This window comes from Burkholderia sp. Bp9090, from assembly GCF_003857985.1.
GTDB lineage: Bacteria > Pseudomonadota > Gammaproteobacteria > Burkholderiales > Burkholderiaceae > Burkholderia.
In genome coordinates, this window is record NZ_QTPV01000007.1 from 15,648 (window position 1) to 40,858 (window position 25,211).

At 68.3% G+C, this 25,211-nt stretch carries 21 protein-coding genes; 12 read left to right on the forward strand and 9 right to left on the reverse strand.

The window, feature by feature from the left end:
* Positions 1-113 precede the first annotated feature (113 nt).
* Positions 114-1,706 carry an ABC-F family ATPase gene (locus tag DIE16_RS09145; RefSeq protein ID WP_044848912.1) on the forward strand — a complete coding sequence of 531 codons (1,593 nt, stop codon included), beginning with the start codon at positions 114-116 and terminating at the stop codon, positions 1,704-1,706.
* 257 nt (positions 1,707-1,963) lie between these two features.
* Here DIE16_RS09145 and DIE16_RS09150 read toward each other — a convergent pair whose 3' ends face one another.
* Positions 1,964-2,329 carry a hypothetical protein gene (locus DIE16_RS09150; protein WP_044848913.1) on the reverse strand — a complete coding sequence of 122 codons (366 nt, stop codon included), beginning with the start codon at positions 2,327-2,329 and terminating at the stop codon, positions 1,964-1,966.
* 268 nt (positions 2,330-2,597) lie between these two features.
* Here DIE16_RS09150 and DIE16_RS09155 point away from each other — a divergent pair, with 268 nt between their 5' ends.
* The 3 genes from DIE16_RS09155 to DIE16_RS09165 all read left to right on the forward strand — a co-directional run bounded on the left by DIE16_RS09155 (position 2,598) and on the right by DIE16_RS09165 (position 6,060).
* The gene (locus DIE16_RS09155; protein ID WP_124892149.1) at positions 2,598-4,034 is read left to right on the forward strand and encodes an aldehyde dehydrogenase family protein; all 1,437 of its coding nucleotides are present in this window, start codon (positions 2,598-2,600) and stop codon (positions 4,032-4,034) included.
* A 128-nt stretch (positions 4,035-4,162) separates the two neighbouring features.
* Positions 4,163-5,353 (forward strand): nitronate monooxygenase family protein, encoded by a 1,191-nt coding sequence (locus tag DIE16_RS09160; RefSeq protein ID WP_044848915.1) that lies wholly within the window; start codon positions 4,163-4,165, stop codon positions 5,351-5,353.
* A 65-nt stretch (positions 5,354-5,418) separates the two neighbouring features.
* Entirely contained in the window at positions 5,419-6,060 is a 642-nt protein-coding gene (locus DIE16_RS09165; protein WP_124892150.1) for an OmpW family protein, read from the forward strand.
* A 75-nt stretch (positions 6,061-6,135) separates the two neighbouring features.
* Here the strand turns inward: DIE16_RS09165 and DIE16_RS09170 are convergent, their stop codons facing one another.
* Positions 6,136-6,339: a DUF1289 domain-containing protein gene (locus tag DIE16_RS09170; RefSeq protein WP_027784516.1), complete on the reverse strand. Its 204-nt coding sequence runs from the start codon at positions 6,337-6,339 to the stop codon at positions 6,136-6,138.
* Between the two features lie 531 nt (positions 6,340-6,870).
* Between DIE16_RS09170 and DIE16_RS09175 the strand changes: the two genes are divergently transcribed.
* The 4 genes from DIE16_RS09175 (at position 6,871) to DIE16_RS09190 (ending at position 10,956) form a co-directional block, all read left to right on the forward strand.
* Positions 6,871-7,965: a polyamine ABC transporter substrate-binding protein gene (locus DIE16_RS09175; RefSeq protein ID WP_124485422.1), complete on the forward strand. Its 1,095-nt coding sequence runs from the start codon at positions 6,871-6,873 to the stop codon at positions 7,963-7,965.
* 86 nt (positions 7,966-8,051) lie between these two features.
* Positions 8,052-9,212, forward strand: a complete 1,161-nt coding sequence (locus DIE16_RS09180; protein WP_044848265.1) for an ABC transporter ATP-binding protein — start codon at positions 8,052-8,054, stop codon at positions 9,210-9,212.
* Positions 9,209-10,138, forward strand: a complete 930-nt coding sequence (locus DIE16_RS09185; protein WP_044848264.1) for an ABC transporter permease subunit — start codon at positions 9,209-9,211, stop codon at positions 10,136-10,138. Before DIE16_RS09180 ends, DIE16_RS09185 begins: the two co-directional genes overlap by 4 nt.
* Positions 10,135-10,956: an ABC transporter permease subunit gene (locus DIE16_RS09190; protein WP_124485424.1), complete on the forward strand. Its 822-nt coding sequence runs from the start codon at positions 10,135-10,137 to the stop codon at positions 10,954-10,956. The genes DIE16_RS09185 and DIE16_RS09190 overlap by 4 nt, the downstream gene beginning before the upstream one ends.
* A 96-nt stretch (positions 10,957-11,052) precedes the next feature.
* Here DIE16_RS09190 and DIE16_RS09195 read toward each other — a convergent pair whose 3' ends face one another.
* The 3 genes from DIE16_RS09195 to DIE16_RS09205 are packed head-to-tail and all read right to left on the reverse strand — an operon-like array spanning position 11,053 to position 14,516.
* Positions 11,053-11,859: a sulfite exporter TauE/SafE family protein gene (locus tag DIE16_RS09195; RefSeq protein ID WP_124892151.1), complete on the reverse strand. Its 807-nt coding sequence runs from the start codon at positions 11,857-11,859 to the stop codon at positions 11,053-11,055.
* 18 nt (positions 11,860-11,877) lie between these two features.
* Positions 11,878-13,557 (reverse strand): bifunctional protein tyrosine phosphatase family protein/NAD(P)/FAD-dependent oxidoreductase, encoded by a 1,680-nt coding sequence (locus DIE16_RS09200; protein WP_124892152.1) that lies wholly within the window; start codon positions 13,555-13,557, stop codon positions 11,878-11,880.
* Positions 13,558-13,586: 29 nt separating this feature from the next.
* Complete coding sequence (locus DIE16_RS09205) at positions 13,587-14,516, reverse strand: MBL fold metallo-hydrolase (protein WP_409364449.1); 930 nt, start codon at positions 14,514-14,516, stop codon at positions 13,587-13,589.
* A gap of 204 nt (positions 14,517-14,720) precedes the next feature.
* Between DIE16_RS09205 and DIE16_RS09210 the strand changes: the two genes are divergently transcribed.
* From DIE16_RS09210 to DIE16_RS09230, 4 genes are all read left to right on the forward strand, one after another.
* Positions 14,721-16,118: a sigma-54-dependent Fis family transcriptional regulator gene (locus DIE16_RS09210; RefSeq protein ID WP_044848259.1), complete on the forward strand. Its 1,398-nt coding sequence runs from the start codon at positions 14,721-14,723 to the stop codon at positions 16,116-16,118.
* 305 nt (positions 16,119-16,423) lie between these two features.
* Positions 16,424-16,984: a DUF2975 domain-containing protein gene (locus tag DIE16_RS09220; protein WP_124892154.1), complete on the forward strand. Its 561-nt coding sequence runs from the start codon at positions 16,424-16,426 to the stop codon at positions 16,982-16,984.
* An 8-nt stretch (positions 16,985-16,992) separates the two neighbouring features.
* On the forward strand, positions 16,993-17,217 hold the full coding sequence (locus DIE16_RS09225) for a helix-turn-helix transcriptional regulator (RefSeq protein ID WP_124892155.1): 225 nt from the start codon (positions 16,993-16,995) through the stop codon (positions 17,215-17,217).
* Positions 17,192-17,884: a hypothetical protein gene (locus tag DIE16_RS09230; RefSeq protein ID WP_124892156.1), complete on the forward strand. Its 693-nt coding sequence runs from the start codon at positions 17,192-17,194 to the stop codon at positions 17,882-17,884. Before DIE16_RS09225 ends, DIE16_RS09230 begins: the two co-directional genes overlap by 26 nt.
* Before the next feature lie 145 nt (positions 17,885-18,029).
* On the opposite strand, the gene DIE16_RS09235 is transcribed toward DIE16_RS09230, so the two are convergent.
* From DIE16_RS09235 to DIE16_RS09250, 4 genes are all read right to left on the reverse strand, one after another.
* Positions 18,030-19,058, reverse strand: coding sequence for a MerR family transcriptional regulator (locus DIE16_RS09235; protein ID WP_124485432.1), 1,029 nt, complete (start codon positions 19,056-19,058; stop codon positions 18,030-18,032).
* 127 nt (positions 19,059-19,185) lie between these two features.
* Complete coding sequence (locus DIE16_RS09240; RefSeq protein WP_124892157.1) at positions 19,186-20,793, reverse strand: efflux transporter outer membrane subunit; 1,608 nt, start codon at positions 20,791-20,793, stop codon at positions 19,186-19,188.
* 2 nt (positions 20,794-20,795) lie between these two features.
* Positions 20,796-23,945, reverse strand: coding sequence for an efflux RND transporter permease subunit (locus DIE16_RS09245; RefSeq protein WP_124892158.1), 3,150 nt, complete (start codon positions 23,943-23,945; stop codon positions 20,796-20,798).
* Complete coding sequence (locus DIE16_RS09250; RefSeq protein WP_124892159.1) at positions 23,942-25,051, reverse strand: efflux RND transporter periplasmic adaptor subunit; 1,110 nt, start codon at positions 25,049-25,051, stop codon at positions 23,942-23,944. Before DIE16_RS09250 ends, DIE16_RS09245 begins: the two co-directional genes overlap by 4 nt.
* Positions 25,052-25,211 lie beyond the last annotated feature (160 nt).

Genomic DNA, 25,211 nt, shown 5'->3' on the forward strand with positions numbered 1-25,211 from the left:
GGCGCCGCGCGCGGCGGCCCGGCTGGCGGGGCCGGAACAGTGCGGTCGGCAGTTTCTCCGACACCTGCTAAAATACACGGTTTTCCGTCGATTTCTCTCTTACGGGACCTGCCGTGCTTTCTACTGCCAACATCACGATGCAATTCGGGCCGAAGCCCTTGTTCGAGAATATCTCGGTCAAATTCGGCGAGGGCAACCGCTACGGTCTGATCGGCGCGAACGGCTGCGGCAAGTCGACCTTCATGAAGATCCTGGGCGGCGACCTCGAGCCGAGCGCCGGCAACGTCGCGCTGGAGCCGAACGTGCGCCTGGGCAAGCTGCGCCAGGACCAGTTCGCGTATGAAGACGTGCGCGTGCTCGACGTCGTGATGATGGGCCACACCGAAATGTGGGCCGCGATGACCGAGCGCGACGCGATCTACGCGAACCCGGAAGCCACCGACGACGACTACATGCACGCGGCCGAGCTCGAAGGCAAGTTCGCCGAATACGGCGGCTACGACGCCGAGGCGCGCGCGGGCGCGCTGCTGCTTGGCATCGGCATCGAGGAGAAGTTCCACAACGGCACGATGGCCGACGTCGCGCCGGGCTGGAAGCTGCGCGTGCTGCTCGCGCAGGCGCTGTTCTCGAAGCCGGACGTGCTGCTGCTCGACGAACCGACCAACAACCTGGACATCAACTCGATCCGTTGGCTCGAGCACACGCTCAACGAGTACAACTCGACGATGATCATCATCTCGCACGATCGTCACTTCCTGAACTCGGTGTGCACGCACATGGCCGACATGGACTACGGCACGCTGAAGGTCTGGCCGGGCAACTACGACGACTACATGCTCGCATCGGCACAGGCGCGCGAGCGCCAGGCCGCGGCGAACGCGCGCGCGAAGGAACGCGTGGCCGAGCTGCAGGACTTCGTGCGCCGCTTCTCGGCGAACAAGTCGAAGGCCCGCCAGGCAACGAGCCGCGCGAAGCAGATCGACAAGATCAAGATCGAGGAATTCAAGCCGTCGTCGCGTCAGAACCCGTTCATCCGCTTCGAGTTCGAGAAGAAGCTGCACAACGTCGCGGTGGTCGCCGAAGACATCACGAAGAAGTACGAGCGCACGATCTTCCAGAACTTCAACCTGTCGGTGCAGCCGGGCGAGCGCATCGCGATCATCGGCGAGAACGGCGCGGGCAAGACGACGCTGCTGCGTTCGCTGCTCGGCGCGCTGCAGCTCGATCACGGCACGGTGAAGTGGTCGGAGAACGCGAACGTCGGCTACATGCCGCAGGATACGTACGAGGAGTTCCCGAACGACATCACGCTGATGGACTGGATCGACCAGTACCGCAAGGACGGCGACGACGAAACGATGGTGCGCGGCACGCTGGGCCGCCTGCTGTTCTCGTCGGACGACATCAAGAAGTCGGTGAAGGTGCTGTCGGGCGGCGAGAAGGGCCGCATGATCTGGGGCAAGCTGATGCTCGGCCGCCACAACGTGCTGCTGATGGACGAGCCGACCAACCACATGGACATGGAGTCGATCGAGTCGCTGCAGATCGCGCTCGAGCAGTTCGAAGGCACGCTGATCTTCGTGTCGCACGACCGCGAATTCGTGAGCGGGCTGGCGAACCGGATCATCGAAGTGCGCACGGACGGCACGCTGTTCGACTTCGGCGGGAATTACGAGGAGTTCCTGACGAGTCAGGGGCAGGAGTAATTGCCCGGGCGGCCATGCCCGACCTGATGTACCGGAAGCCCGCCAGGTGCAAGCCTGGCGGGTTTTTTCGTATCCGGGCAGATGTTCGCCGTTACCGGATCGGCACGACGGCCATTGAAGGGAAAATGTCAGGTCGGGTGCGGCACCCTCGATGACGATTCGACGCGGCGGCGCCGTTTCCGGCCAGCAGGCGCTGCGACCGCAACCGGCGCATCACCTCGCGCGCCGCCCGGTGCCCGCCGCCCTGTGCCGTCGCATCAATCCGCGAGCCGCTTGTCGGCAAGCGCCTTGCAGCAGTCTTCGTACACCCATTGCACGAGTTTCGCCCGGTAATCGAGATCGTCGGTATCGACGATTTCCTCGACCGCGTCACGCGCCCACGACGCGTCGACGAAGTCGGCGTGCCGCTTGGCGATGTCCTGCGCCAGCGCGGCCAGCTTCGCGATCGCGAGCCAGTCGGCCTGCCGGTGATGGCGGTCGAGCCAGCGGTGCGCGGCCTGCACCTGGAACGATGCGTCCGGCCAGGTTTCGTTCAGGTAAAACGCGCCGAGATTGCCGCAGGTGAGCCAGCACAGCAGCTCCAGGCGATCTTGCGAGCCGAGGATATGGGATGCGTCGGTCATGGCAGCGCTCACGAAGGCATCGATTCCGGGTGGCGCGGCCTGCAGCGGCCGGCGCCGATACTAAAAACATAGCACGATGCGGGCCACGTCGTGCGGCCTCGTGGCGTGCCGGCGTGGCGCGGATGCCGCAGCCGCGGGCGTCCGGTATCCGGCACCCGCTCGCCGGCGCCCGTGCGGACCGTTCGGCGGCGCTCGCGGTCTGGTCCGGCGTCATCGCCGGGCGGCGCCACACTCGTTAGAATGGCCGTTTTCCGGGAGACAGGAAGCGATGAAAATCTACAACCAGTTCTACATCGACGGTGCATGGCGCAAGCCGGCCGGAACGGGCACGATCGACGTGATCGACTCGGGCACCGAGGCCGTGATCGGCCGGATTCCGGAGGGCACAGCCTCGGACGCGCAGGACGCGATCCGCGCGGCGCGCGCGGCGTTCGACGCGTGGGCCGCGACGCCGGCCGCGACGCGCGCGGGCTACCTGCGCAAGATCGTCGAGCGTCTGCAGGCGCGCAGCGAGGAACTCGCGCAGTCGATCACCGGCGAAGTCGGGATGCCGATCAAGCTGTCGCGTGCGATCCAGGTCGGCGGCCCGATCTACAACTGGAAGGCGTACGCGAAACTCGCCGAATCGTTCGAATTCGAGGCGACGGTCGGCAACTCGCTGGTGGTGCGCGAGCCGGTCGGCGTCGTCGCGGCGATCACGCCGTGGAACTACCCGCTCAACCAGGTCACGCTGAAGGTCGCGCCGGCGCTCGCGGCCGGCTGCACGGTCATCCTGAAGCCATCCGAAGTCGCGCCGCTCAACGCGTTCATGCTCGCGGAGGCGATTCACGAAGCGGGCCTGCCGCCGGGCGTGTTCAACCTCGTATGCGGTTACGGCCCGGTCGTCGGCGAGGTGCTGGCGACCGATCCGGACGTCGACATGGTGTCGTTCACGGGTTCGACGCGCGCCGGCAAGCGCGTTGCCGAACTCGCGGCCGCGGGCGTGAAGCGCGTCGCGCTCGAACTGGGCGGCAAGTCGGCGTCGGTGATTCTCGACGATGCCGATTTCGCGACGGCGGTGACGGGCACGGTCAACGCGTGCTACCTGAACGCGGGCCAGACCTGTTCGGCGCACACGCGGATGCTGGTGCCGGAAGCGCGCTACGACGAGGCGCGCGCGCTCGCGAAGGCGGCGGCCGAAGCGTATGTCGCGGGCGACCCGCGCCAGGAAACGACGCGCCTCGGCGCACTCGCATCGGCCGCGCAGCAGCAGCGCGTGCAGGCCTACATCCAGCGCGGGATCGACGACGGCGCGGAACTCGTGACGGGCGGCACGGGCCTGCCGGAAGGGCTCGCGAAGGGCTTCTTCGTGAAGCCGACGGTGTTCGGCCGCGTCGATCCGAAATCGACGATCGCGCAGGAAGAAATCTTCGGGCCGGTGCTGTCGATCATCACGTATCGCGACGAAGACGAAGCCGTGCGCATCGCGAACGATTCGCCTTATGGGCTCGGCGGCGCGGTGTGGGCGGGCAGCGACGAACGCGCGATGCGCGTCGCGCGCCGCATCCGCACGGGGCAGGTCGACATCAACGGCGGCACGTGGAACAGCGCCGCGCCGTTCGGCGGCTACAAGCAGTCGGGGCACGGCCGCGAGAACGGTGTGTACGGGCTCGAAGAGTATCTCGAATACAAGTCGATGCAGCTCAAGCCGGCGAATCCGGCCTGAGCGTCGCACCGCGCCTGACCCGAAACGGCACGCTCGCGTGCCGTTTTTTTATTGACGGCCGTCAAGATGCGCGTCGGTGGATCGTCGATCATCGCGTTTCCGATTTCCGATGTTTCGACGAGGTTCAGATGACCGCACGCACTTCCTTCCCGCCGCTCACGATTCGCGGCCGCGCGTTGCTGCCCGTGGTGCAGGGCGGCATGGGCGTCGGCATCTCCGCGCACCGCCTCGCGGGCAGCGTCGCGCGCGAAGGCGCGCTCGGCACGATCGCGAGCATCGACCTGCGTCACCACCACGCGGACCTGCTCGCGCGCTGTCGCGCGAATCCCGACCGCGCGACGCTCGAGGCCGCGAACCTCGACGCGCTCGCGCGCGAGATTCGCCTCGCGAAGACCTACGGCGAAGGCCGCGGGATGATCGCGGTCAACGTGATGAAGGCGGTGCGCGCGCATGCGGACTACGTGCGCGTCGCGTGCGACGAAGGCGCGGACGCGATCGTGATGGGCGCGGGCCTGCCACTCGATCTGCCCGATCTCACGCAGGGGCGCGACATCGCGCTGATCCCGATCCTGTCGGACAGCCGCGGGATCGCGCTGGTGCTGAAGAAGTGGATGAAGAAGGGGCGCTTGCCGGATGCGATCGTGATCGAGCATCCCGCGCATGCGGGCGGCCACCTCGGGGTCACGCAGATCGACGACATGCACGATGCGCGCTTCGATTTCGCGCGCGTGCTCGATGAGGCCGCGCAGGTGATGGCGTCGCTCGGCCTGGCGCGCGACACGATCCCGCTGATCGTCGCGGGCGGGATCAACAGTCACGACTCGGTGCGTGCGGCGCTCGCGGCCGGCGCGAACGGCGTGCAGGTCGGAACGCCGTTCGCGGTGACGGAGGAAGGTGACGCGCATCCGAACTTCAAGCGCGTACTGGCCGACGCACTGCCCGACGACATCGTCGAATTCGTCAGCGTGACGGGGCTGCCGGCGCGCGCGGTGAAGACACCGTGGCTCGATCGTTACCTGCGCAACGAAACGCGCATTCGCGACAAGCTCGGCGCGTTCAGGCAGCGCTGCCCGACCGCGCTCGAGTGCCTGAGCGTCTGCGGGCTGCGCGACGGCATCGAAAAGTTCGGCCATTTCTGCATCGACACGCGGCTCGCGGCCGCGTTGCGGGGCGACGTCGCGAACGGCCTGTTCTTCCGCGGCCGCGAAGCGCTGCCGTTCGGCAACGCGATCCGCAGCGTGCGCGATCTGCTCGACCTGCTGCTGACGGGCCGTGCCGCGGCGACTGCGACAAACCGTCCGAGGTTTACGCTGGCTTGACGGATATCAAAACGACGAAAAGACCCTACGAGGAAAATGGAATGCATTCTTCAGGGGTCTTTACCATGCACAAAACGATTCGAACATGTGTCACCGCTGCCGCCGTCGCGGCGAGTCTGGTCACGATGCCCACGCTGTCGCACGCGGCGTCGCCGGGCGACGGGATCAACCAGGGTGACGTACTGGTCCGCCTGCGCGCGATCAGCATCCAGCCGAACGAACGCGCGAGCGACACGCTCGGCGCGATCAATACCGGCGTGAACAACGCGATCGTGCCGGAGCTCGACTTCACCTACATGATCCGCGACTACCTGGGCGTGGAGCTGATCCTCGGCACGTCGCGGCACCAGATGACGTCGAACCTCGGCAATCTCGGCGGCGTGGGCGTGCTGCCGCCGACGCTGCTGCTGCAGTACCACTTCAACCATGCCGGCAAGGTGCGTCCGTACGTCGGCGCGGGCCTGAACTACACGTACTTCTACAACAACGGGCTCAACGTCGGCGGGGAAGGCGTGTCGATCAACAAGAGCAGCTTCGGTCCGGCGCTGCAGTTCGGCGTCGACGTGCAGTTGACGAAGAAGGTGTTCATGAACGTCGACGTGAAGAAGATCTGGATGAGCACCGATGCGACGCTCGGCGACAAGGGCATCGGCACGCTGCACATCGATCCGCTGATCGTCGGCGTGGGCGTCGGGATGAAGTTCTAACGGTTCGCGGACAAGAACAGAGTTGGGGTTGGCGGCATGGCAGTCGGCATGCCGCTCTTTTTTTGTGCGGCCGGTTTACAGCTTGTCGTACTGGAAGCGCATCGCGGTGCCTTCGCGCGTAATGCGCTCCCACACCGCCCGCTTCTCGTCGTCGCTCAGGAACACCCAGTTCGACACTTCGCCGGCCGTGCGGCCGCAGCCCTTGCAGACTTCGTCGAAGAGGGTCGAGCACACGCCGATGCAGGGGCTGTCGGGCAGGTCGTGGAGATTGGAGGCCATCGGGAGGGTTCGCGCAGTGAGATCGTCAGGGCGTCATTTTAATGCATCGGGACGGGGCGGCCGGCGGACGCCGCTAGCGTGCCGTGACGGGGCGGCCGGTCGGCCGAACGGTTGGACGATGGCCGGGTCGCCGTCGGCGACGGCTGGCCCGCCGTGCCGGACAGGGCCGGGCACGGCGCGCGGCGCGTGTCGCAGCGCGTCGCGATTTCACCGGTGAAACGGCCGCATGCACCGCGCGTCGCGCGGGCCGCTTGTGCTGCATGCGGCACGCGGTTTCGCCACCGCTTTCTTTTCCCGATGGACAGACGCCGATTACCCGATAGAATTCCCCCGGAACGCCCCGCTGCGCGGGCCGCCCGAGCGGCCGGCGGCGGGAATCTGTTCCGTTTGCGCGACACGGGCATGATTTTTTTGTGACGGAGCGCGAATGGTGGTAGCGTTCGGGGTTTTCGAGGGGCGGCGTGCCGGAACGCGCCGCCATGACGAGGCAGACGGCAGCCGGACAAGCGGTCCGGCCGGAGGGAGAACGGGATGAAAGCAAACGTAGTGGGCCGGTTCGCAGCGCTCGCGCTGTGCGTGGGTGCATCGGCGGCGGCGGCGAAGGATACGCAGCTCAATGTCTATAACTGGTCGGACTACATTGCGAAGGACACGATCCCGAACTTCGAGAAGCAGGCGGGCATCAAGGTCCGCTACGACAATTACGACAGCGACGACACGCTGCAGGCGAAGCTGCTGACGGGCAGCTCGGGCTACGACATCGTCGTGCCGACCAGCAACTACGCGGGCAAGCAGATCGCCGCCGGCATCTTCACGCCGCTCGACAAGTCGAAGCTGCCGAACCTCAAGTACCTCGATCCGCAACTGATGGCGCTCGTCGCCGGCGCGGACCCGGGCAACAAGTATTCGGTGCCCTGGGCGTACGGCACGACCGGTCTCGCATACAACCTGACGAAGGCGCAGCAGGCGCTCGGCAAGGTCCCGCTCGACAACTGGGACATCCTGTTCAAGCCGGAAAACATCTCGAAGCTGAAGACCTGCGGCGTGTCGGTGCTCGACGCGCCGGACCAGATGTTCGCGGCGGCGCTGCACTACATCGGCAAGGATCCGATGAGCACGAACCCGGCCGACTACAAGGCCGCGATGGAGGTGCTGAAGAAGATCCGCCCGTACATCACGCAGTTCAACTCGTCGGGCTACATCAACGATCTGGTCGGCGGCGACATCTGCTTCGCATTCGGCTGGTCGGGCGACGTCGTGATCGCGAAGCATCGCGCGATCGAGGCGAAGAAGCCGTACAAGGTCGAGTACTACATTCCGAAGGGCGGCGCGCCGGTCTGGTTCGACGTGATGGCGATCCCGAAGGACGCGAAGAACAAGGACGCCGCGCTGCAGTGGATCAACTACATCGAGGATCCGAAGGTGCACGCGGCGATCACGAACGCCGTGTACTACCCGAGCGCGAACGCCGAGTCGCGCAAGTACGTGCGGCCCGACGTCGCGAACGATCCGGCCGTCTATCCGCCGGCCGACGTCGTGAAGACGCTGTTCCTGCTCAAGCCGCTGCCGCCTGAAATCCAGCGTCTGCAGACGCGTCTGTGGACCGAGCTGAAATCGGGCCGCTGAAGCGAGCCGGAGTCAGCCAGCAGTCATGAAGCCCCTGGTGTCCCCGGGGGCTTTGTTCGTCAAACGCAGGAGAGAAGCAGCACATCATGAATAGCCAGTCGGGTGCGCCGGTCGCGGGCGCACCGTCCTTCGTTCCTTCGTCCGGCGCCGATACGCGCGCCGAGAATTTTGTCCAGATCGTCGACGTCGTCAAGAAATTCGGCGACACCGAAGTGGTGCGCAACGTGAACCTGACGGTGCGCCAGGGTGAGCTGTTCGCGCTGCTCGGCAGCTCGGGTTCCGGCAAGTCGACGCTGCTGCGCATGCTGGCGGGCCTCGAGACGGTCACGTCGGGCAAGATCCTGATCGACGGCGAGGACCTCGCACAGATGCCGCCGTACAAGCGGCCCGTGAACATGATGTTCCAGTCGTATGCGCTGTTCCCGCACATGTCGGTCGAATCGAACGTCGCCTACGGCTTGAAGCAGGAAGGCACGCCGAAGGCGGAGCTGAAGGAGCGCGTCGCCGCGGCGCTCGAGCTCGTGCAGATGAGCAAGTACGCGAAGCGCAAGCCGCACCAGCTGTCGGGCGGCCAGCAGCAGCGCGTCGCGCTCGCGCGTTCGCTCGTCAAGCGCCCGAAGGTTCTGCTGCTCGACGAGCCGATGTCGGCGCTCGACAAGCAGATCCGCCAGCGCACGCAGATCGAGCTCGTCAACATCCTGAACAAGGTCGGCGTCACCTGCATCATGGTCACGCACGACCAGGAAGAGGCGATGACGATGGCGAACCGGCTCGCCGTGATGAGCGAAGGGCAGATCGTGCAGATCGGCTCGCCGAACGAAGTCTACGAATATCCGAACAGCCGCTTCTCGGCCGAGTTCATCGGCTCGACCAACCTGTTCGAAGGCGTCACCGTCGAGGACGAACCCGATTACGTGTACATCGAATCGCCGGAGCTGCCGAGCCGGCTGTACGTGAGCCACGGGATCACGGGCCCGCTCGGGATGCCGGTCACGGTGTCGGTGCGCCCCGAGCGGATCGCGCTCACGCGCAAGCCGCCCGAAGGCGCGTTCAACTGGGCGCACGGCAAGATCACCAACGTCGCGTACATGGGCGGCTACTCGCTGTATCACGTGAAGCTCGATGCGGGCAAGACGGTGATCGCGAACGTGTCGAGCCTCGCGATCTCCGAGCTCGACACGCCGGCGCTCGGCGACGAGATCTACGTGCGCTGGAGCGCGACCGCCGGCGTGGTGCTGACGTCATGAGCACGCTCAAGTCCCTGCTCGCATGGCCCGTGCGACGCTTCAACCTGACCGGCGGCTCGGCGGTCGTCGCGGGGCCGTACACGTGGCTCGTGCTGTTCTTCCTGGTGCCGTTCGTGCTGGTCGTGAAGATCAGCTTCGCGGAGCTGCAGCTCGGCATCCCGCCGTATACGGAACTCGCGTCGTATGCGGACGGCGTGGTGCACATCGCGCTGAACCTGTCGCACTACGCGTTCCTGCTCACCGACAGCCTGTATTTCGCGACCTACGTGAATTCGGTGGTGGTCGCGGCGATCACGACGCTGCTGTGCCTGCTGATCGGTTATCCGATGGCGTACTACATCGCGCGTTCGAACCCGGCGACCCGCAACCTGCTGATGATGGGTGTGATGCTGCCGTTCTGGACGTCGTTCCTGATCCGCGTGTACGCGTGGATCGGGATCCTGAAGAACAACGGGCTCCTGAACAACTTCCTGATGTGGATCGGCCTGACCCATACGCCGATCGAGTTGTACCGCACGAACTACGCGGTGTACATCGGGATGGTGTATTCGTACCTGCCGTTCCTCGTGATGCCGCTGTACGCGCATCTCGTGAAGATGGACCTGCGCCTGCTCGAAGCCGCGTACGATCTCGGCGCGAAGCCGTGGAAGGCGTTCGTGCAGATCACGCTGCCGCTGTCGAAGAACGGGATCATCGCGGGCTGCCTGCTGGTGTTCATTCCGGCGGTCGGTGAGTACGTGATTCCGGAACTGCTCGGCGGCGCGAACACGCTGATGATCGGCCGCGTGATGTGGAACGAGTTCTTCAACAACGCAGACTGGCCGATGGCGTCGGCCGTGACCTGCGCGATGGTGCTGCTGCTGCTCGTGCCGATGGCGATGTTCCAGCACTTCCAGGCGAAGGAGCAGGAGGGCCGCCGTCGATGAAGCCGAATCGTTACCTGCAGTTCGCGGCGCTGTTCGCCGGCTTCGCGTTCCTGTACATCCCGATCATCAGCCTGATCGTCTATTCGTTCAACGAGTCGAAGCTCGTCACCGTGTGGTCGGGCTTCTCGTTCCGCTGGTACTCGGCGCTCGCGGAGGACGACGAGCTGCTGACGGCCGCGTGGCTGTCGCTGAAGATCGGCGTGCTGACCGCGTTCGCGTCCGTGTTCATCGGCACGTGGGCCGGCTTCGTGCTCGCGCGGATGGGGCGCTTTCGCGGCTTTGCGCTGTTCAGCGGAATGATCAACGCGCCGCTGGTGATCCCCGAGGTGATCCAGGGGATCTCGCTGCTGCTGCTGTTCATCGAGCTCGCGAAGTGGATCGGCTGGCCGGCCGAGCGCGGCGTGTTCACGATCTGGCTGGGCCACGTGATGCTGTGCATCTCGTACGTCGCGATCATCGTGCAGTCGCGCGTGCGCGAACTGAACCCGTCGCTCGAGGAAGCGGCGCTCGATCTCGGCGCGACGCCGCTGAAGGTGTTCTTCACGATCACGCTGCCGCTGATCTCGCAGGCGCTGATCGCGGGCTGGCTGCTGTCGTTCACGCTGTCGATCGACGACCTCGTGCTGTCGGCGTTCCTGTCGGGCCCCGGCTCGACGACGCTGCCGCTCGTCGTGTTCTCGCGCGTGCGTCTCGGCCTGAACCCGGAGATGAATGCGCTCGCGACGCTGTTCATCGTCGCGGTGACGGCGGGCGTCGTGATCGCGAACTTCGTGATGCTGCGCCAGGAACGCAAGCGGATGGCCGCGTTCGCCGCCTGACGCGCTCGCGCACAGGTTGCCGACGCAACGAATAACGCCCGGTGCCGACGACGAGTCGGCCCGGGCGTTTTGTTTGGCATGCGAGCCGCGTGCGGCTTACGCGCCGAACGCCGCCTTCGCGAGCAACCCGAGCGCCACGCACACGAGCACCGCAGCGAAGCCGGCCTGCACGTGCCGCGCGGACAGGTGCCGGGACGCGCTGCGGCCGATCGCCATCCCGATTGCCGTCGCGACCGTGAACCACAGCGTCATGTCGAGCGGCGCGCGCGTGCCCGACACGAGCGTCGCGAACACGCCGCCGGTGCCGACCAGTGCGATCACCATCAGCGACGTCGCGACCACGCCGTGCATCGACACGTTCGTGAACTTGCGCAGCATCGGCACGATCACGAAACCGCCGCCGACACCGAGCAAGCCCGTCATCAGCCCCGTCACCGCGCCGGTCGACGCGAGCGCGAGCCCGACCGGCCACGACCAGACGAGCCGGCCCGTGTCGGGATTCACGCGGCCGACGCACAGCGGCGACGCGTCCGCGTCGCCGGACGCATGACGCAGCGCCTGCCGCAGCAGCCGGCCCGCGACGACCAGCATCGTCAGCGCGAACAGCGCCAGCAGCACGCGTTGCGGCAGCACGTGCGCGAGCTTCACGCCGAGCGTCGTCAGCGGCACGCCGGCGACGGCCATCAGCAGCGCCGCGCGATAGCGCACGAGCCCGCGGCGAAACCCTTCGAGCGCGCCGAGCGCGGCGCTGCCCGCGACCGCGACGAGCGCGACGGGCGTGGCCTGCTGCATCGGCCAGCCCATCCCGACGACGAGCGCGGGCACCGCGAGAATGCCGCCGCCCGCGCCGGTGAGGCCGAGCACGGCGCCGACGAGACTGCCGAGTACGAGGGAAATCAGCATGGTGTCATCGGATTCCGGTCAACGTGCGATCGCGGGCTTCGCGAGCCATTCGCGGCCCTTGAGCATCGCCTTCCAGTAGAGCGGCGGCAGCACGCGCTCCTTGAGCAGCCACGCGAGCCGCGACGGGCGCCGGCCGTCGATCAGCCACGCGGGGAAGGTCGGCGCGACCTTGCCGCCGTACAGGAATTCCGCGAGCACGATCTTGCCGCGCTCGACGGTGAGCGGGCACGAGCCGTAGCCGTCGTACGCGGCGTCGCCGCGGGCGCGGCCCAGCGACGCGAGCACGTTGTGCGCGACCACGGGCGCCTGCTTGCGGGCCGCGGCGGCGGTTTTCGCATTGGTCGTGTTGGTGACGTCGCCGAGCGCGAAGATGTCCGCGAACTGCTTGTGCCGCAGCGTCGCCGGATCGACGTCGATCCAGCCGGCCGCGTCGGCGAGCGGGCTCGCGCGCACGAAATCGGGCGCCTTCTGCGGCGGCACGACGTGGATCATGTCGAACGGGCGCTCGACGGTTTCCGTGCCGCCGTCGGGCAGCGCGCGCTTGAACGTCGCGCGCCGCGCCGGCCCGTCGATCGCGACGAGGTTGTGGCCGAACGACAGCGCGATGTCGTAGCGTTTCACGTACTCCATCAGCGCGGGCACGTAATCGGCGACCCCGAACAGCGCGCCGCCCGCGTTCAGGAACTCGACGTTCGCGGCATCGAGGCGGCCCGCGCGCCGCCAGTGATCGCACGACAGGTACATCGCCTTTTGCGGGGCGCCCGCGCACTTGATCGGCATCGGCGGCTGCGTGAACAGCGCATTGCCGCCGCGGAACGCCTGCACCAGTTCCCACGTGTACGGCGCGAGATCGTAGCGATAGTTCGACGTGACGCCGTTGCGGCCGAGCGTTTGAGCGAGGCCGTCGATCGCGTGCCAGTCGAGCTTGAGGCCCGGGCACACGACCAGCTTGAGGTAGCCGATGCGCCGGCAGCCGTCGAGCACCACCGTGTGCGTGTCGGGCTCGAGGCCGGCGACGGCGGCCCGGATCCATTTCACGCCGCGCGGCAGCAGGTCGACGATCGGGCGCGCGGTCGTGTCGGGCCGGAACACGCCCGCGCCGACCATCGTCCAGCCCGGCTGGTAGTAGTGCGTATCGGCCGGGTCGATCACCGCGATATCGAGCGATGCGTCGCGTGCCAGCAGGCTCGACGCGACCGCGACGCCGGCCGCACCCGCGCCGACGATCACGATGTCGTGCCGCGCGTCGACGGCCGGCGCGGCCTGGCGGCCGTCTTGCGCGAGATCTCGCGTGAGACGCGGGGCGAGCGCGCCGAGGTCGTAGCCGGCCGTGGCGGCGGTCGCGACGATGTCGCCGGCCGGGCGCCGGCCTGCCTGCGACAGCGCCCACAGCGTCGCCGAACGCGTGCCGCTGCGGCAGTACGCGAGTACCGGGCCGGCGAGCGACGCGACGAGCGTGCCGAACTGCACGGCCTGGTCGTCGGTGACCTTGCCGGTGTCGACGGGCAGGTAGTGCACGGCGATGCCGAGCGGCGCGGCGGCGGCGCGGATCTCGGCGACGGTCGGCTGGTCGGCGCCTTCGCCGTCCGGGCGGTTGCAGACGATCGTGCGGATGCCGGCCGCGTGCAGGGCGGGCAGGTCGGTCGCGGCGATCTGGGGCGAGACCGACAGCAGGTCGGTCAGCGGGCGGATGGTCATGTCGGGGGTTCTCCGGTCGGGGCGGCGGCTCAGATCGCGTCGAGCGGGATCTTCAGGTAGCGCACGCCATTGTTTTCGGGCTCGGGCAGGTGGCCGGCGCGCATGTTGACCTGCACCGACGGCAGCATCAGCACGGGCATGTCGAGCGTCGCGTCGCGCGCGGTGCGCATGGCGACGAAATCGTCCTCGGTCACGCCGTCCTTCACGTGCACGTTCGCGCGACGCTGCTCGGCCACCGTCGTCACGAACTGCACGTCGCGGCCGCCCGGCTGGTAGTCGTGGCACAGATACAGGCGCGTGTCGGGCGGCAGGGCGAGCACGCGCGCGATCGAACGGTACAGCGTGCGCGCGTCGCCGCCCGGGAAGTCGCAGCGGGCGGTGCCGTAGTCGGGCATGAACAGCGTGTCGCCGACGAACGCCGCGCGCTGCGTCGCGTCGTCGACGCAGTAGGTCAGGCACGCCGGCGTATGGCCCGGCGTGTGCAGCGCGCGGATCGTCAGCGCGCCGAGCGCGAGCGTGTCGCCGTCGTCGAGCAGGCGGTCGAACTGGCGACCGTCCTGCGCGAAGCCGGGGCCGGCGTTGAACAGCGTGCCGAATACGTGCTGCACGCGGCGCACGTGGGCGCCGATCGCGATCTGTCCGCCGACATGCGCCTTCAGGTACGGCGCGGCCGACAGATGGTCGGCATGCACGTGCGTTTCCAGCAGCCAGTGGACGGTCGCGCCGAGTTCGGCGACGCGCGCGATCAGCCGGTCGGCGCTGGCGGTGTGCGTGCGGCCGGATTTCGGGTCGTAGTCGAGCACGCTGTCGATCAGCGCGCATGCGCGGCTTTCGGTGTCGAGCAGCAGATAGCTGACGGTGTGGGTCACCGGGTCGAAAAAGCCTTCGACCGACAGCAGGGGGGCATGGCTCACGGGATGTCCTCGATCGGGTTCTGCGTCTGCAATCGGACATCCCATGTTCAAGAAGCATGCCAATTCGCGCCGCGCTGCCGGATGATGTGGCAGGTAATTGATTCGGCTTGGATTTTTGGCGTGGCCGCGGTGGGTCGCAGGCACCGGCGACGGGGTGCCGTCGACGTCGACTGCCATATCTGGCAGTGTCGTGGCAGAATTGGCAGTCCGCCTGGCAGTCCATCCCCTCATCCGTTTCCGAGCCTCCCGATGAATCCGCACGACACCATTCCGATCGTTCCCGCGCCGTCGCGCGACGTCATGCCCGACGTGCGCGCGCTCGTCGCGTATCTGGAACAGGATCCGCAGCCGATGATCGTCGTCGATCCCGACTACCGCATCCTCGCCGCGAACGATGCGTACCGGCGCCAGTTCGGCGTGGCGGGCGTCGAGCACGTCGGCCGGCACTGCTTCCAGGTTTCGCATCATTACGACGTGCCGTGCGACCAGGCGGGCGAGCATTGCCCGATGAAGCAGGCGCGCGAGTCGCGCAGCCTGAACCGCGTGCTGCACATTCACCATACGCCGCGCGGCCCCGAGCACGTCGACGTGGAGTTGCGGCCGATCTTCGATGCGCGCGGCGACGTGATCGCCTACGTCGAGCGGCTGACGACGGTGCGCAGCGCGTCGGCGCAGCCGAGCGCGGAAGGGCTCGTCGGCGGCGCCGACGCGTTCAATGCGGCGCTCGGCGCGCTGCAGCGCGTCGCGCCGTCGATGTTGCCCGTGCTGCTGCTCGGCGAATCGGGTACCGGCAAGGAACTGTTCGCGCGGGCGCTGCACGAGGCGAGCGAGCGTGCGATGGGGCCGTTCGTGGTGGTCGACTGTTCGGGCATCGCCGAGACGCTGTTCGAGAGCGAACTGTTCGGCTACGAGAAGGGCGCGTTTACCGGCGCGAACCAGCGCAAGCCGGGCCTCGTCGAGACCGCGCAGGGCGGCACGCTGTTTCTCGACGAGATCGGCGACGTGCCGCTGCCGATGCAGGTGAAGCTGCTGCGGCTGATCGAGTCGGGGACGTTCCGGCGCGTCGGCGGCGTCGAGGCGCTGCGCGCGGATTTCCGGCTCGTCGCGGCGACCCACAAGCCGCTGCGCGAGATGATCGACGACGGCCGGTTCCGTCAGGACCTGTACTACCGGATCAACGCGTTCCCGATTCCGCTGCCCGCGCTGCGCGAGCGGCGTGGCGACGTCGCGCTGCTGGCCGAGTCGATCCTGCGGCGCATCGCGAACGCGCGCGCCGGCGCGGGCGACGCGAGCGCGCGGCCGTTCGCGGCCCGGCCGTTCGTGCTGACCGAGCGCGCGCGCGCGTGCCTCGACGCGTATGCATGGCCGGGCAACATCCGCGAACTGCGCAACGTGCTCGAGCGCGCGTGCCTGTTCGCGGACGACGGCACGATTCGCGTCGAGCATTTGCCGGCCGAGCTGGTCGCGGCGTCGGCGACGCCACCGGCGCGTGCGGCGGACGCGCGCGGCGTGTCGGATGCGGAGCTCGTGCGGCTTGCGGGCACGTTCGACGGTACGCGCAAGCAACTGGCCGAGCACGTCGGGATGAGCGAGCGCACGCTGTACCGGCGGATGAAGGCGCTCGGGCTCGGGGTGCGCGACCGGTAAGCGGGCGCGTTGTGCTCGCTGCCGTCGACCGGCGCATCAAGCGGCAAGCTGATGGACGGCGGCGCGGCGCCGGTGCCGAATGCGGACCCGAACGCCCAGCCCGTGTTCCCTCGCGACGTGACGAAGCGCGGGCGCGCGATCGGGCCTGCACGACGATCGCCGATTGCCCGGCCGGTCGGGCGAGCTGGCAGTCGGCTGTCATGATTTACGATAAAAAATGACTGTTCTGCACAAAATAATTATCGTTTTACGATAATCATCTGGCTTACAATCGATGCGTGTTCACACCGTATCGAGGAGGTCGCATGCATTCCGATCGCATTGCCCGTATCAGTCAGCGCATGGCTACCGTCACGCTGTGGTTCATCGTCGGCATGCTGGTGCTCAACGCCGCGTGCTGGGCGTTCCCGTCGTTGAGCGCGGCCACCGGGCCCGGCCTCGTATTCGGCCTCACCGATTCGGTGGTCACGAACCTGGGCGTCGATGTCGGCGCGTTCCCGTGGTGGCAGAAGGCCGTCGGCATCCTGCTGTCGAGCGTCCCGCTCGTTGCGCTCGCGGGCGGCCTGCGCCACTTGCGCGAGCTGTTCCGGACCTACGCTCGGCGCGACTATTTCTCGGCGCAGGCGGCCGGCCATCTCGGCAAGACGGGGCGCGCGATCGGTCTGTGGGTGCTGTTGAGCCTGCTGTGCGAACCGCTGCTGAGCGTGTGGGCGACGTTTTGCGAACCGGTCGGCCATCGCGTCGTCAGCATCGGCTTCAGCCTGCCGTACGTCGTCGTGCTGTTCACGGCGGCCTGTATCGCGGTGATCGCGCACATCCTGCGGCAGGCGAGCGAGCTCGATGCCGAACACCGGCAGTTCGTCTGAGGCGCGCGATGTCGATCGTGGTCAAACTCGATGTGATGCTCGCGACCCGCAAGGTCCGCTCGAAGGATCTCGCGGCGGCCGTCGGGATCACCGAACCGAACCTGTCGCTGCTCAAGCATGGCAAGGTCAAGGGCATCCGCTTCGCGACGCTGGAGGCGATCTGCCGGTATCTCGACTGTCAGCCGGGCGACCTGCTCGCGTTCATCGATGACGGCGGCGGCGAGCCGGATTGACGTGCCGCAACCGCCGGTCGTCGACGCGGCGCGGCGGCGTCGGCCGGGCATCGTGGCAGTTGCAGGCGTGATCGCCGTGTTGCTGCATGCGATCGGTTGGTATGCGCTGCAGCGGATGCCCGCGGCGCGCGGGCCGGTTGCGACCCGGGTCGATGCGTCGTCGGGCCGGATTGCATTGAGCGTCCGGTTGATTCCCGTGACGCCCGAACCTGCGCCCGCAACCGAGGTCGACCGGCGCACCGGTCCGACAGCAGCCATGCGAGAGACGCGCGAACCGAAAAGCCGTTCCGGCGCAGCGGCGACGCCGCGCCGGGCGACACGTTCGCTTGCGGCCGCGCCCGCGCAGGCAACGACCGGCGGCGCGCCGGATTCGGCTGAAAGCAGCCCGGTGCGTGCGCCGACCCCCGAGGTCGACTGGGGGCGTGATCTGGCGACGATCGGCACGCGTCGTGCGACGGGGCGTAGCCCTGCGGCAGCCACGGTCGGTGCGCTGGGCGCAGCGGCCGGCCTCCCGGCCGCGCGTCGCCATTCGGTCGACGAGACGCTGGCAAGCGGGGTGGCGGACGCACGGCGCGCCGACTGCCGGCGCGCCTACTCGGGTGCCGGCTTGCTCGCACTCCCGATGCTCGCGCTGGATGCGGTTCGCGATACGGGCTGCAAGTGGTAAGGAAGCACGCGGCTCGGCGCTGCCGGTGAGACGTGATCGCGCGGCGTTTTCGACGCGCGGCCGGAGACGAGCCGGTTCGCCTGACGACGTGTCCGGGCGGCGCGCAACGGCCACGCACCGCTCGGGCTGCCGGGGCGTTGGACCCTCAACGCGCCGGCGCAAGCTGCGCCATCGCCTCGCGCATGAAGCCGAGCAGCGTGTCGTCGACCCATGAGTCCTTCGTCAGCGCCGGCTCGGTCATCATCGCGTTGCGGAATTTCGCGTGCGTGGCCGGGTCGTTGCCCGCGTAGCTGCGGAACAGGTCGAGCCAGCGCTGCGCGAGCGCGCGGCCTTCCGGCGAATCGGGCTGCGCGCCCGCATCGATCGCGTCGCGCACGTCGCCCATCAGTTGCGGCCATTCCATCGAGCGTTCACCGAAGTGCGCCCGCATGAAGCGGATCTCGTCCGGCGCGAGATACTTCTCGAAGATCCGCATCTTCGTTTCCGCTGACGCGCGCAGCACATAGTCGCGCAGCACGGTCGAGATGCCGAGTTTCGACTGCATCGACGGTTCGCGCTCGTGCATCAGGTTGAGCTTCGCCAGCAGCCGCGGATCGTTGTTCGTGTCGCGCACGAGCAGCGCCATCCAGCGGCCGGCTAGCGCGCGTGCGCGCTCGTCCTCGGGCGGCACGCCCGCGTCGTGCAGCGCACGCACGTCGGCGACGAGCGCCGTCCATTCCGCGTCGCCGGCCTGGCTCTTGCGATACATCGGCAGGCGCGCGAGTTCTTCCTCGGAAAAGTATTTGTCGTACACGGTCATCAACTCCAGTGTGGTGAGCCAGTCGGCCAGCTCCGGCTCCGTGCCCGCGGCGAGCTGCGCGTGCAGGTGCACGAGCCGCTCGCGCAGCTGCGCGGTCTGCGCGAGCTGGTGGTCGAGAGACGCGATCTGCCTCGCGACGAGCGCGACGAGCGGCGTGCCGGGCCGGTTCAGGTAGTCGCCGATTTCGGCGAGCGACAGTCCGAAGCGACGCAGGGCCTGGATCTGGTGGAGCCGGGCGATGTCGTCGCGGTCGTACAGCCGGTAGCCGTTGTCGGCACGCGCCGAAGGCGTCAGGAGGCCGATCGCGTGATAGTGATGAAGCGTGCGGACGGTCAGGCCGCTGCGTTTCGCCAGTTCTCCCACTTTCAGCCGCATGATGTCCTCCGTTCGGTGCGCACACTGGAGTCTCGAACGTTACGCTACGTGAGGGTCAAGCGGAAGATCGCGGATCGGCGCGCGGGGGTGGTCCCGCGCGCCCGACGCAAACGGCGCGCTATTGCGGTCATTGCGGTGGCGGCGGCGCGTCGGGCGTGACCGCGCGCGCCTGGGCGGTGGGGGCGATTCGAGCCGCGTTGCCGATGTCGCCGGCCGGGTCGGCCTTTCCAGCCTTTTCGGCTTTTTCAGCCTTGCCGGCTTTGCCGGCCGGGTCGACCGGCGGCGTGCCCATCGCCTGATAGAGCCGCGCGGTATCCGCGAAGCGTGCGCCGGTCGCGCGGATCTCGTCGAGCCGCGCGTTGCGGTACTGCAGCTCGCTTGCTCGCGCGGCCGACGGCGGCAGCGCGCCGAGCCGCACGCGGGCGGCCGCGTCGTCGTACGCGCCGCGCGCGGACAGCGCGGCCCGCGACGACGCATCGAGCGCCTCAGCATCGTGCTCGAGCGCGGCGAGCGAATCCGCGACGTTCTGGAAGGCGGCGAGCACGGTCTGTTTGTACTGGTCGACCGCCGCCTCGTAGGTCGCCTTCGCCGCACGGCGCTGCGCGAGTAGCGCGCCGCCGTGGAACAGCGGCTGGCTCAGCGACGCACCGACGTTCCAGATCGAACCGGCGCCCGACAGCATCGCCGGCCAGCTGAAACCGCCTTTGCCCATCGCGGCCGACAGCGACAGCTGCGGGAACAGCTGCGCGGTCGCGAGGCCGACTTCGGCGGCGGCCGCCTTCAGCCCCGCGTCGGCGGCCTGGATGTCGGGGCGGCTTTGCAGCAGGTCCGACGGCACGACCACCGGTACTTGCGCGGGCAGGTGAAGGTCGGCGAGCGTGAGATCGGCGGGCGGCCGGTCGGGCGTACGGCCGACCAGCACGGCCAGCGCATGGCGCGCCGAGTCGCGCTGCTGGCGCAGCGCGGGCAGGCTCGCGGCGAAGGTGTCCGCGCTTTGCTGCGCGTTCAGTGCGTCGCTGCGCGATGCCGAGCCGAGCGCGTGGCGGCGTCGCGCGTCGTGCGCCTGGTCGTTCGCGAGCGCGACGAGCCGTTCGGTGGTGGCGATCTGCGCGTTGAGCACCGACACCGTGATCGACGCGGTGACGATGTTCGCGGCGAGTGCCCGGCGTGCCGATTCGAGCTGGAACGCGCTGACGTCGACGCGTTTCGCGAGTGCACGGTTCGCGAAGCGCGATACGCCGAACAGGTCGACCGTATAGCTCGCCTGCAGTTGCCCGACGAACGTGTCGTACAGCAACGTCGGCGCGCCGAGCGCGGGGATCGGCACGCCGAGCGCACGCTGACGCGTGGCCTGGCCGCCGGCGTCGATCGACGGCAGCATCGAGCTGCCGATCTGCCCGCGCAACTGCTCGCGCGCGGCATCCAGCGAGTGCGCGGCGGCGCTGAGCGTCGGGCTGTTGCGCAGCCCTTCGTCGACGAGTGCGTTCAGCGCATCCGAGCGGTACTGCGTCCACCAGTCGGGCACGGGCTGCGCGCCGACGTCGAACTGCTGCGCGACGCCTTGCGCGGCGACGGTTTGCGGCACTTGCGGCGCAGCGCCGTAATGCGCGGGCGACGGCATCGCGGGCGGCTCGCCGCTCGGCGCGAACCACGCGCAGCCGGCGAGCGGGCCGGCGAGGCTCGCGGCCGCGAGCACCCGCGCGGCCTTCGTTTTCAGGTTCATCGACAGTTCCATGGTCAGGCTCCCGACGGCGCGGCAGGCGTGCCGCCGTCGTGCGGCGGCGCGTCGCGCGGGTCGCGTTCGTCGCGCTTCACGCGGAACCACGCGGCGTACAGCGCGGGCAGGTAGAACAGCGTCAGCACGGTCGCGCTCGTGATGCCGCCCATCAGCGCAGTCGCCATCGGCCCGAAGAAGTTCGAGCGCAACAGCGGGATCAGCGCGAGCACGGCGGCCGCGGCCGTCAGCGTGATCGGGCGGAAGCGCCGCACGGTCGCGCCGACGATCGCGTCGAAGCGTCCGTGGCCGGCCGCGATGTCCTGCTCGATCTGGTCGACGAGAATCACCGAGTTGCGCATGATGATCCCGAACATCGCGATCACGCCGAGCATCGCGACGAAGCCGAACGGCTGGCCGAACAGCAGCAGCGTGCCGACCACGCCGATCAGGCCGAGCGGGGCGGTCAGCACGACCATCAGCACGCGCGAGAAACTCTGCAGCTGGATCATCAGCAGCGTGAACACGGCGATCGCCATCAGCGGCATCTGCGCGTTGATCGACGTCTGCGCCTTCGCACTTTCCTCGACCGACCCGCCGATGTTGATCTGGTAGCCGACCGGCAGTTGCGCGCGCAACGCATTCAACTTGCCGTCGATCGCATGCGTGACGTCGATGCCCTGTGCGCCGGCGCGTACATCGGACTGCACGGTGATGGTCGGCTGGCGGTCGCGTTCCCACACGACGCCGTATTCGAGCGTCGGCGTGAAGCGGCCGAGCGAACCGAGCGGCACGGGGCCGTTCGGCGTCGGCATCGCGAGGCCCGCGAGCTGAGCGGGATCGACGCGATCGGCGCGCGGCGCACGCAGGTCGACCGCGATCAGCTTGTCGCGTTCGCGGTATTGCGTGACGGTCGTGCCGGACAGCGTCATCGCGAGGAAGCTCGACACGTCCTGCGACGTGACGTTCAGCTCGCGCGCCTTCTTCTGGTCGAGCTCGAAGCGCACCGAGCGCTCGGCCGGCTCGTCCCAGTCGAACTGCACGTTCACCGTGCGCGCGTCGCCGCGCATCGTCGCCGCGACCTTCTCGGCGATCGCGCGCACCGTCGCGATGTCGTCGCCGCTCACGCGGAACTGCACGGGGTAGCCGACGGGCGGCCCGTTCTCGAGCCGCGACAGGCGCCAGCGCACGGCCGGGAAGCGGTCGCGCAGCGTGGTCTCGAGCCAGGCCGCGAGCTTCTCGCGATCCTCGACCGATTTCGCGGTGACGACGAACTGCGCGAAGTTCGGCAACTGCAGCTGCTGGTCGAGCGGCAGGTAGAAGCGCGGCGCGCCGCTGCCGACGAAATTCACCGAATGGTCGATTTCGGGCCGCTTGTCGAGCACCTTCTCGAGGCGTTCGGTCTCGCGCAGCGTCGCCGCGAACGACGCGCCTTCGGGCAGCCGCAGGTCGATCAGCAGCTCGGGGCGATCGGAGCTCGGGAAGAATTGCTGCGGCACGAGCGAGAAGCCCGCCAGCGCGACCACGAACAGGGCGCCGGTGATCAGCAGCACGACGAAGCGCCGCTCGATGCACCAGTCGATCCAGCCGCGCAAGCGCGTGTAGAAGCGCGTGTCGTAGATGTCGTGCTCGTGATCGTCCGGCAGGTGCGCTTCGTGCGCGTGCTTCTTGCGTTCGGGCAGCAGGTGGAAGCCCAGCAGCGGGATCAGCACGACGGCCGCGAACCACGATGCGATCAGCGCGATCGCCGACACCTCGAAGATCGAGCGCGTGTACTCGCCGGTACTCGATTTCGCGAGCGCGATCGGCAGGAAGCCCGACACGGTGACGAGCGTGCCCGTCAGCATCGGGAACGCGGTGCTCGTGTACGCGAATGCGGCGGCGCGCGCGCGGCTGTAGCCCTGCTCGAGCTTCACGGCCATCATCTCGACCGCGATGATCGCGTCGTCGACGAGCAGCCCGAGCGCGAGCACGAGCGTGCCGAGCGACACCTTGTGCAGCCCGATGTCGAACAGGTACATGAACAGGGCCGTGACGGCGAGCACGACCGGAATCGAGATCACGACGACCATTCCGGTGCGCAGGCCGAGCGACACGAGGCTCACGACCAGCACGATCGCGACCGCTTCGGCGACGGCTTCGAGGAAGTCGTCGACGGAATGCGCGACCGCATGCGGCATGCTCGACACCAGCGTCAGCTTGAGGCCGGCCGGCAGCCGCACCTGCAGATCCTTCGATTCGGCGTCGAGCGCCTTGCCGAGCCGGATCACGTCGCCGCCCGGCTGCATCGTCACGCCGATGCCGAGCACGGCGTGACCGTTCGCACGCATCTGCGTGACGGCCGGATCGTCGTAGCCGCGCTTCACGGTGGCGAGATCGCCGAGCCGGAACGTGCGGCCGTTGATGCGGATCAGCGTGTCGGCGATCGTGGCGACGTTGTCGAACTGGCCGCTCGGCCGCACGAATACGCGGTCGTCGGCGGTCGTCAGCACGCCGGCCGACGAGATGTCGTTCTGCGCGTTGATCGCCTGCCCGAGTTGCTGCGGCGAGATGCCGAGGCGCGTGAGCTGCGCATTGTTCACCTCGATGAAAATCCGCTGGTCGGGATCGCCGAAATAGTCGACCTTGCCGACGCCGGGCACGCGCAGCAGCACGGTGCGCAGCTGGTCCGCATAGTCGTGGAGCTGCGCGGGCGTGAAGCCGTCGCCTTCGAGCGTCCAGATGTTGGTGTAGACGTCGCCGAACTCGTCGTTGAAGAACGGGCCCTGCACGCCGGGCGGCAGCGTATGGCCGATGTCGCCGACCTTCTTGCGGATCTGGTACCAGGTCTCGGGCACGTCCTGCACGGGCGCCGAGTCCTTCATCGTGAAGAAGATCAGCGATTCGCCTGGCCGCGAATAGCTGCGCAGGAAGTCGATGGCCGGCGTTTCCTGCAGCTTGCGGCCGATCCGGTCGGTCACCTGTTCCTGCACCTGACGCGCGCTCGCGCCGGGCCAGAACGTGCGGATCACCATCACGCGGAACGTGAACGGCGGGTCTTCGGATTGCGCGAGCCGCGTGTACGCGAGGATGCCAGCGAGCGTCGCGAGCGCGATCAGGTAGACGACCAGCGCCTGGTGGCGCAGCGCCCATGCCGACAGGTTGAAGCGGCCTTCTTCGCGGGGGCTGCTCATGACGCGAAGTCCTCCGCGTGCAGCGGGGCGACCGGCCGCACCTTCTCGCCCGCGCTGACCGTGTGCACGCCTTGCAGCACGACGCGCTCGCCCGGCTGCAGCCCGCTCGACACGGTGACGGTGCGTTCGTTGAAGCGCGCGACGTCGACGCGGCGCAGCTCGAGCGTGTCGTCCTTCGCGCGCACGACCCACAGGGCCGGATGCGGGCCGTCGTGGAACAGCGCGGTCGCGGGCAGCGTGATGCTCGGCGCGTTGCCGGCAACCGGCGCGCCGTCGAACGCGACATTCGCGGTCATCCCGAGGCGCACGGCCGGATCGGGCGCGGCGAGCGTGAGCTTCACACGCCAGGTGCGGCTCTGGGGATCGGCGGCCGGCGCGATTTCGCGCACCTTCGCGGCGAACCGGCGGCCCGGCAGCGACGGCAGCGTGACGCTCGCCGCGTGACCGGGCGCGAGCGATGCGAGCGCGGCCTCGGGCACGTCGCTGACGACGTCGACGTCGCCCGACCACGCGAGCTGGTAGACGGCCTGGCCGGCCGATACGTTCTGGCCGGTGTCGGCCTGCTCGGCGGTGATGGTGCCGGCGTGATCGGCGACGAGCGTCGCGTAGCGGAGCTGGTTCTTCGCAAGCGCGAGCTGCTGCTGCGCCTGGTCGCGCTGCGCGAGCGCGGACGTGTAGCTGTTCTCGGTCTGCTCCAGCTGCGCCGTTGCGATCAGGTTCTCGCGCGCCTGCGCGCGATCGCGATCGCGCTGCTGCTTCGCGAACGCGAGGCTATGCGACGCGGCATCGAATTGCGCCTGCGCGCTCGCGGCGTTCTTCTCGACGTCGGACGGATCGAGCAGCGCGACGACCTGGCCGGCCTTGACGGTATCGCCGAGCCGCACCTTGCGCTCGATGATCTTGCCCGCGATGCGGAACGACAGCGGCGTCGCATAACGTGGCTGGATCTCGCCGGGCAGCGTGGCGGCGGCCGCGGCGCCGTCGGCGCGTGCGGGCAGCGCGACGACCGGGCGCGGCGCGGGCGGCGCGGCTTCCTTCGGATGACAGGCGGCGAGGACGAGCGCGGTGCCGACCAGCAGCACGGCGCGGGAACCGGAGCGATTCACGAAACCCCCAGATGAGGTGAGAGCGGAACGAGGCCGGCAAGCGCGGTGGGCGCTTGCCCCGAGTGGCGCCAGGCCGGCGCACACGAACACAGCCGAACGAGGTCGTTCGGAAACTGCGGTGGATTCTAATACAGTGCTGTATCTGAATGCAAAAATGAAT

Coding starts and splice junctions, on each gene's coding strand:
- DIE16_RS09225 (WP_124892155.1), top strand. CDS start 16,993: ATGTCGATCGTGGTCAAACTCGATGTGATGCTCGCGACCCGCAAGGTC.
- DIE16_RS09205 (WP_409364449.1), bottom strand. CDS start 14,516: ATGGGATGTCCGATTGCAGACGCAGAACCCGATCGAGGACATCCCGTG.
- DIE16_RS09235 (WP_124485432.1), bottom strand. CDS start 19,058: ATGCGGCTGAAAGTGGGAGAACTGGCGAAACGCAGCGGCCTGACCGTC.
- DIE16_RS09220 (WP_124892154.1), top strand. CDS start 16,424: ATGCATTCCGATCGCATTGCCCGTATCAGTCAGCGCATGGCTACCGTC.
- DIE16_RS09165 (WP_124892150.1), top strand. CDS start 5,419: ATGCACAAAACGATTCGAACATGTGTCACCGCTGCCGCCGTCGCGGCG.
- DIE16_RS09230 (WP_124892156.1), top strand. CDS start 17,192: ATGACGGCGGCGGCGAGCCGGATTGACGTGCCGCAACCGCCGGTCGTC.
- DIE16_RS09190 (WP_124485424.1), top strand. CDS start 10,135: ATGAAGCCGAATCGTTACCTGCAGTTCGCGGCGCTGTTCGCCGGCTTC.
- DIE16_RS09160 (WP_044848915.1), top strand. CDS start 4,163: ATGACCGCACGCACTTCCTTCCCGCCGCTCACGATTCGCGGCCGCGCG.
- DIE16_RS09180 (WP_044848265.1), top strand. CDS start 8,052: ATGAATAGCCAGTCGGGTGCGCCGGTCGCGGGCGCACCGTCCTTCGTT.
- DIE16_RS09200 (WP_124892152.1), bottom strand. CDS start 13,557: ATGACCATCCGCCCGCTGACCGACCTGCTGTCGGTCTCGCCCCAGATC.
- DIE16_RS09240 (WP_124892157.1), bottom strand. CDS start 20,793: ATGGAACTGTCGATGAACCTGAAAACGAAGGCCGCGCGGGTGCTCGCG.
- DIE16_RS09175 (WP_124485422.1), top strand. CDS start 6,871: ATGAAAGCAAACGTAGTGGGCCGGTTCGCAGCGCTCGCGCTGTGCGTG.
- DIE16_RS09195 (WP_124892151.1), bottom strand. CDS start 11,859: ATGCTGATTTCCCTCGTACTCGGCAGTCTCGTCGGCGCCGTGCTCGGC.
- DIE16_RS09150 (WP_044848913.1), bottom strand. CDS start 2,329: ATGACCGACGCATCCCATATCCTCGGCTCGCAAGATCGCCTGGAGCTG.
- DIE16_RS09170 (WP_027784516.1), bottom strand. CDS start 6,339: ATGGCCTCCAATCTCCACGACCTGCCCGACAGCCCCTGCATCGGCGTG.
- DIE16_RS09185 (WP_044848264.1), top strand. CDS start 9,209: ATGAGCACGCTCAAGTCCCTGCTCGCATGGCCCGTGCGACGCTTCAAC.
- DIE16_RS09245 (WP_124892158.1), bottom strand. CDS start 23,945: ATGAGCAGCCCCCGCGAAGAAGGCCGCTTCAACCTGTCGGCATGGGCG.
- DIE16_RS09155 (WP_124892149.1), top strand. CDS start 2,598: ATGAAAATCTACAACCAGTTCTACATCGACGGTGCATGGCGCAAGCCG.
- DIE16_RS09210 (WP_044848259.1), top strand. CDS start 14,721: ATGAATCCGCACGACACCATTCCGATCGTTCCCGCGCCGTCGCGCGAC.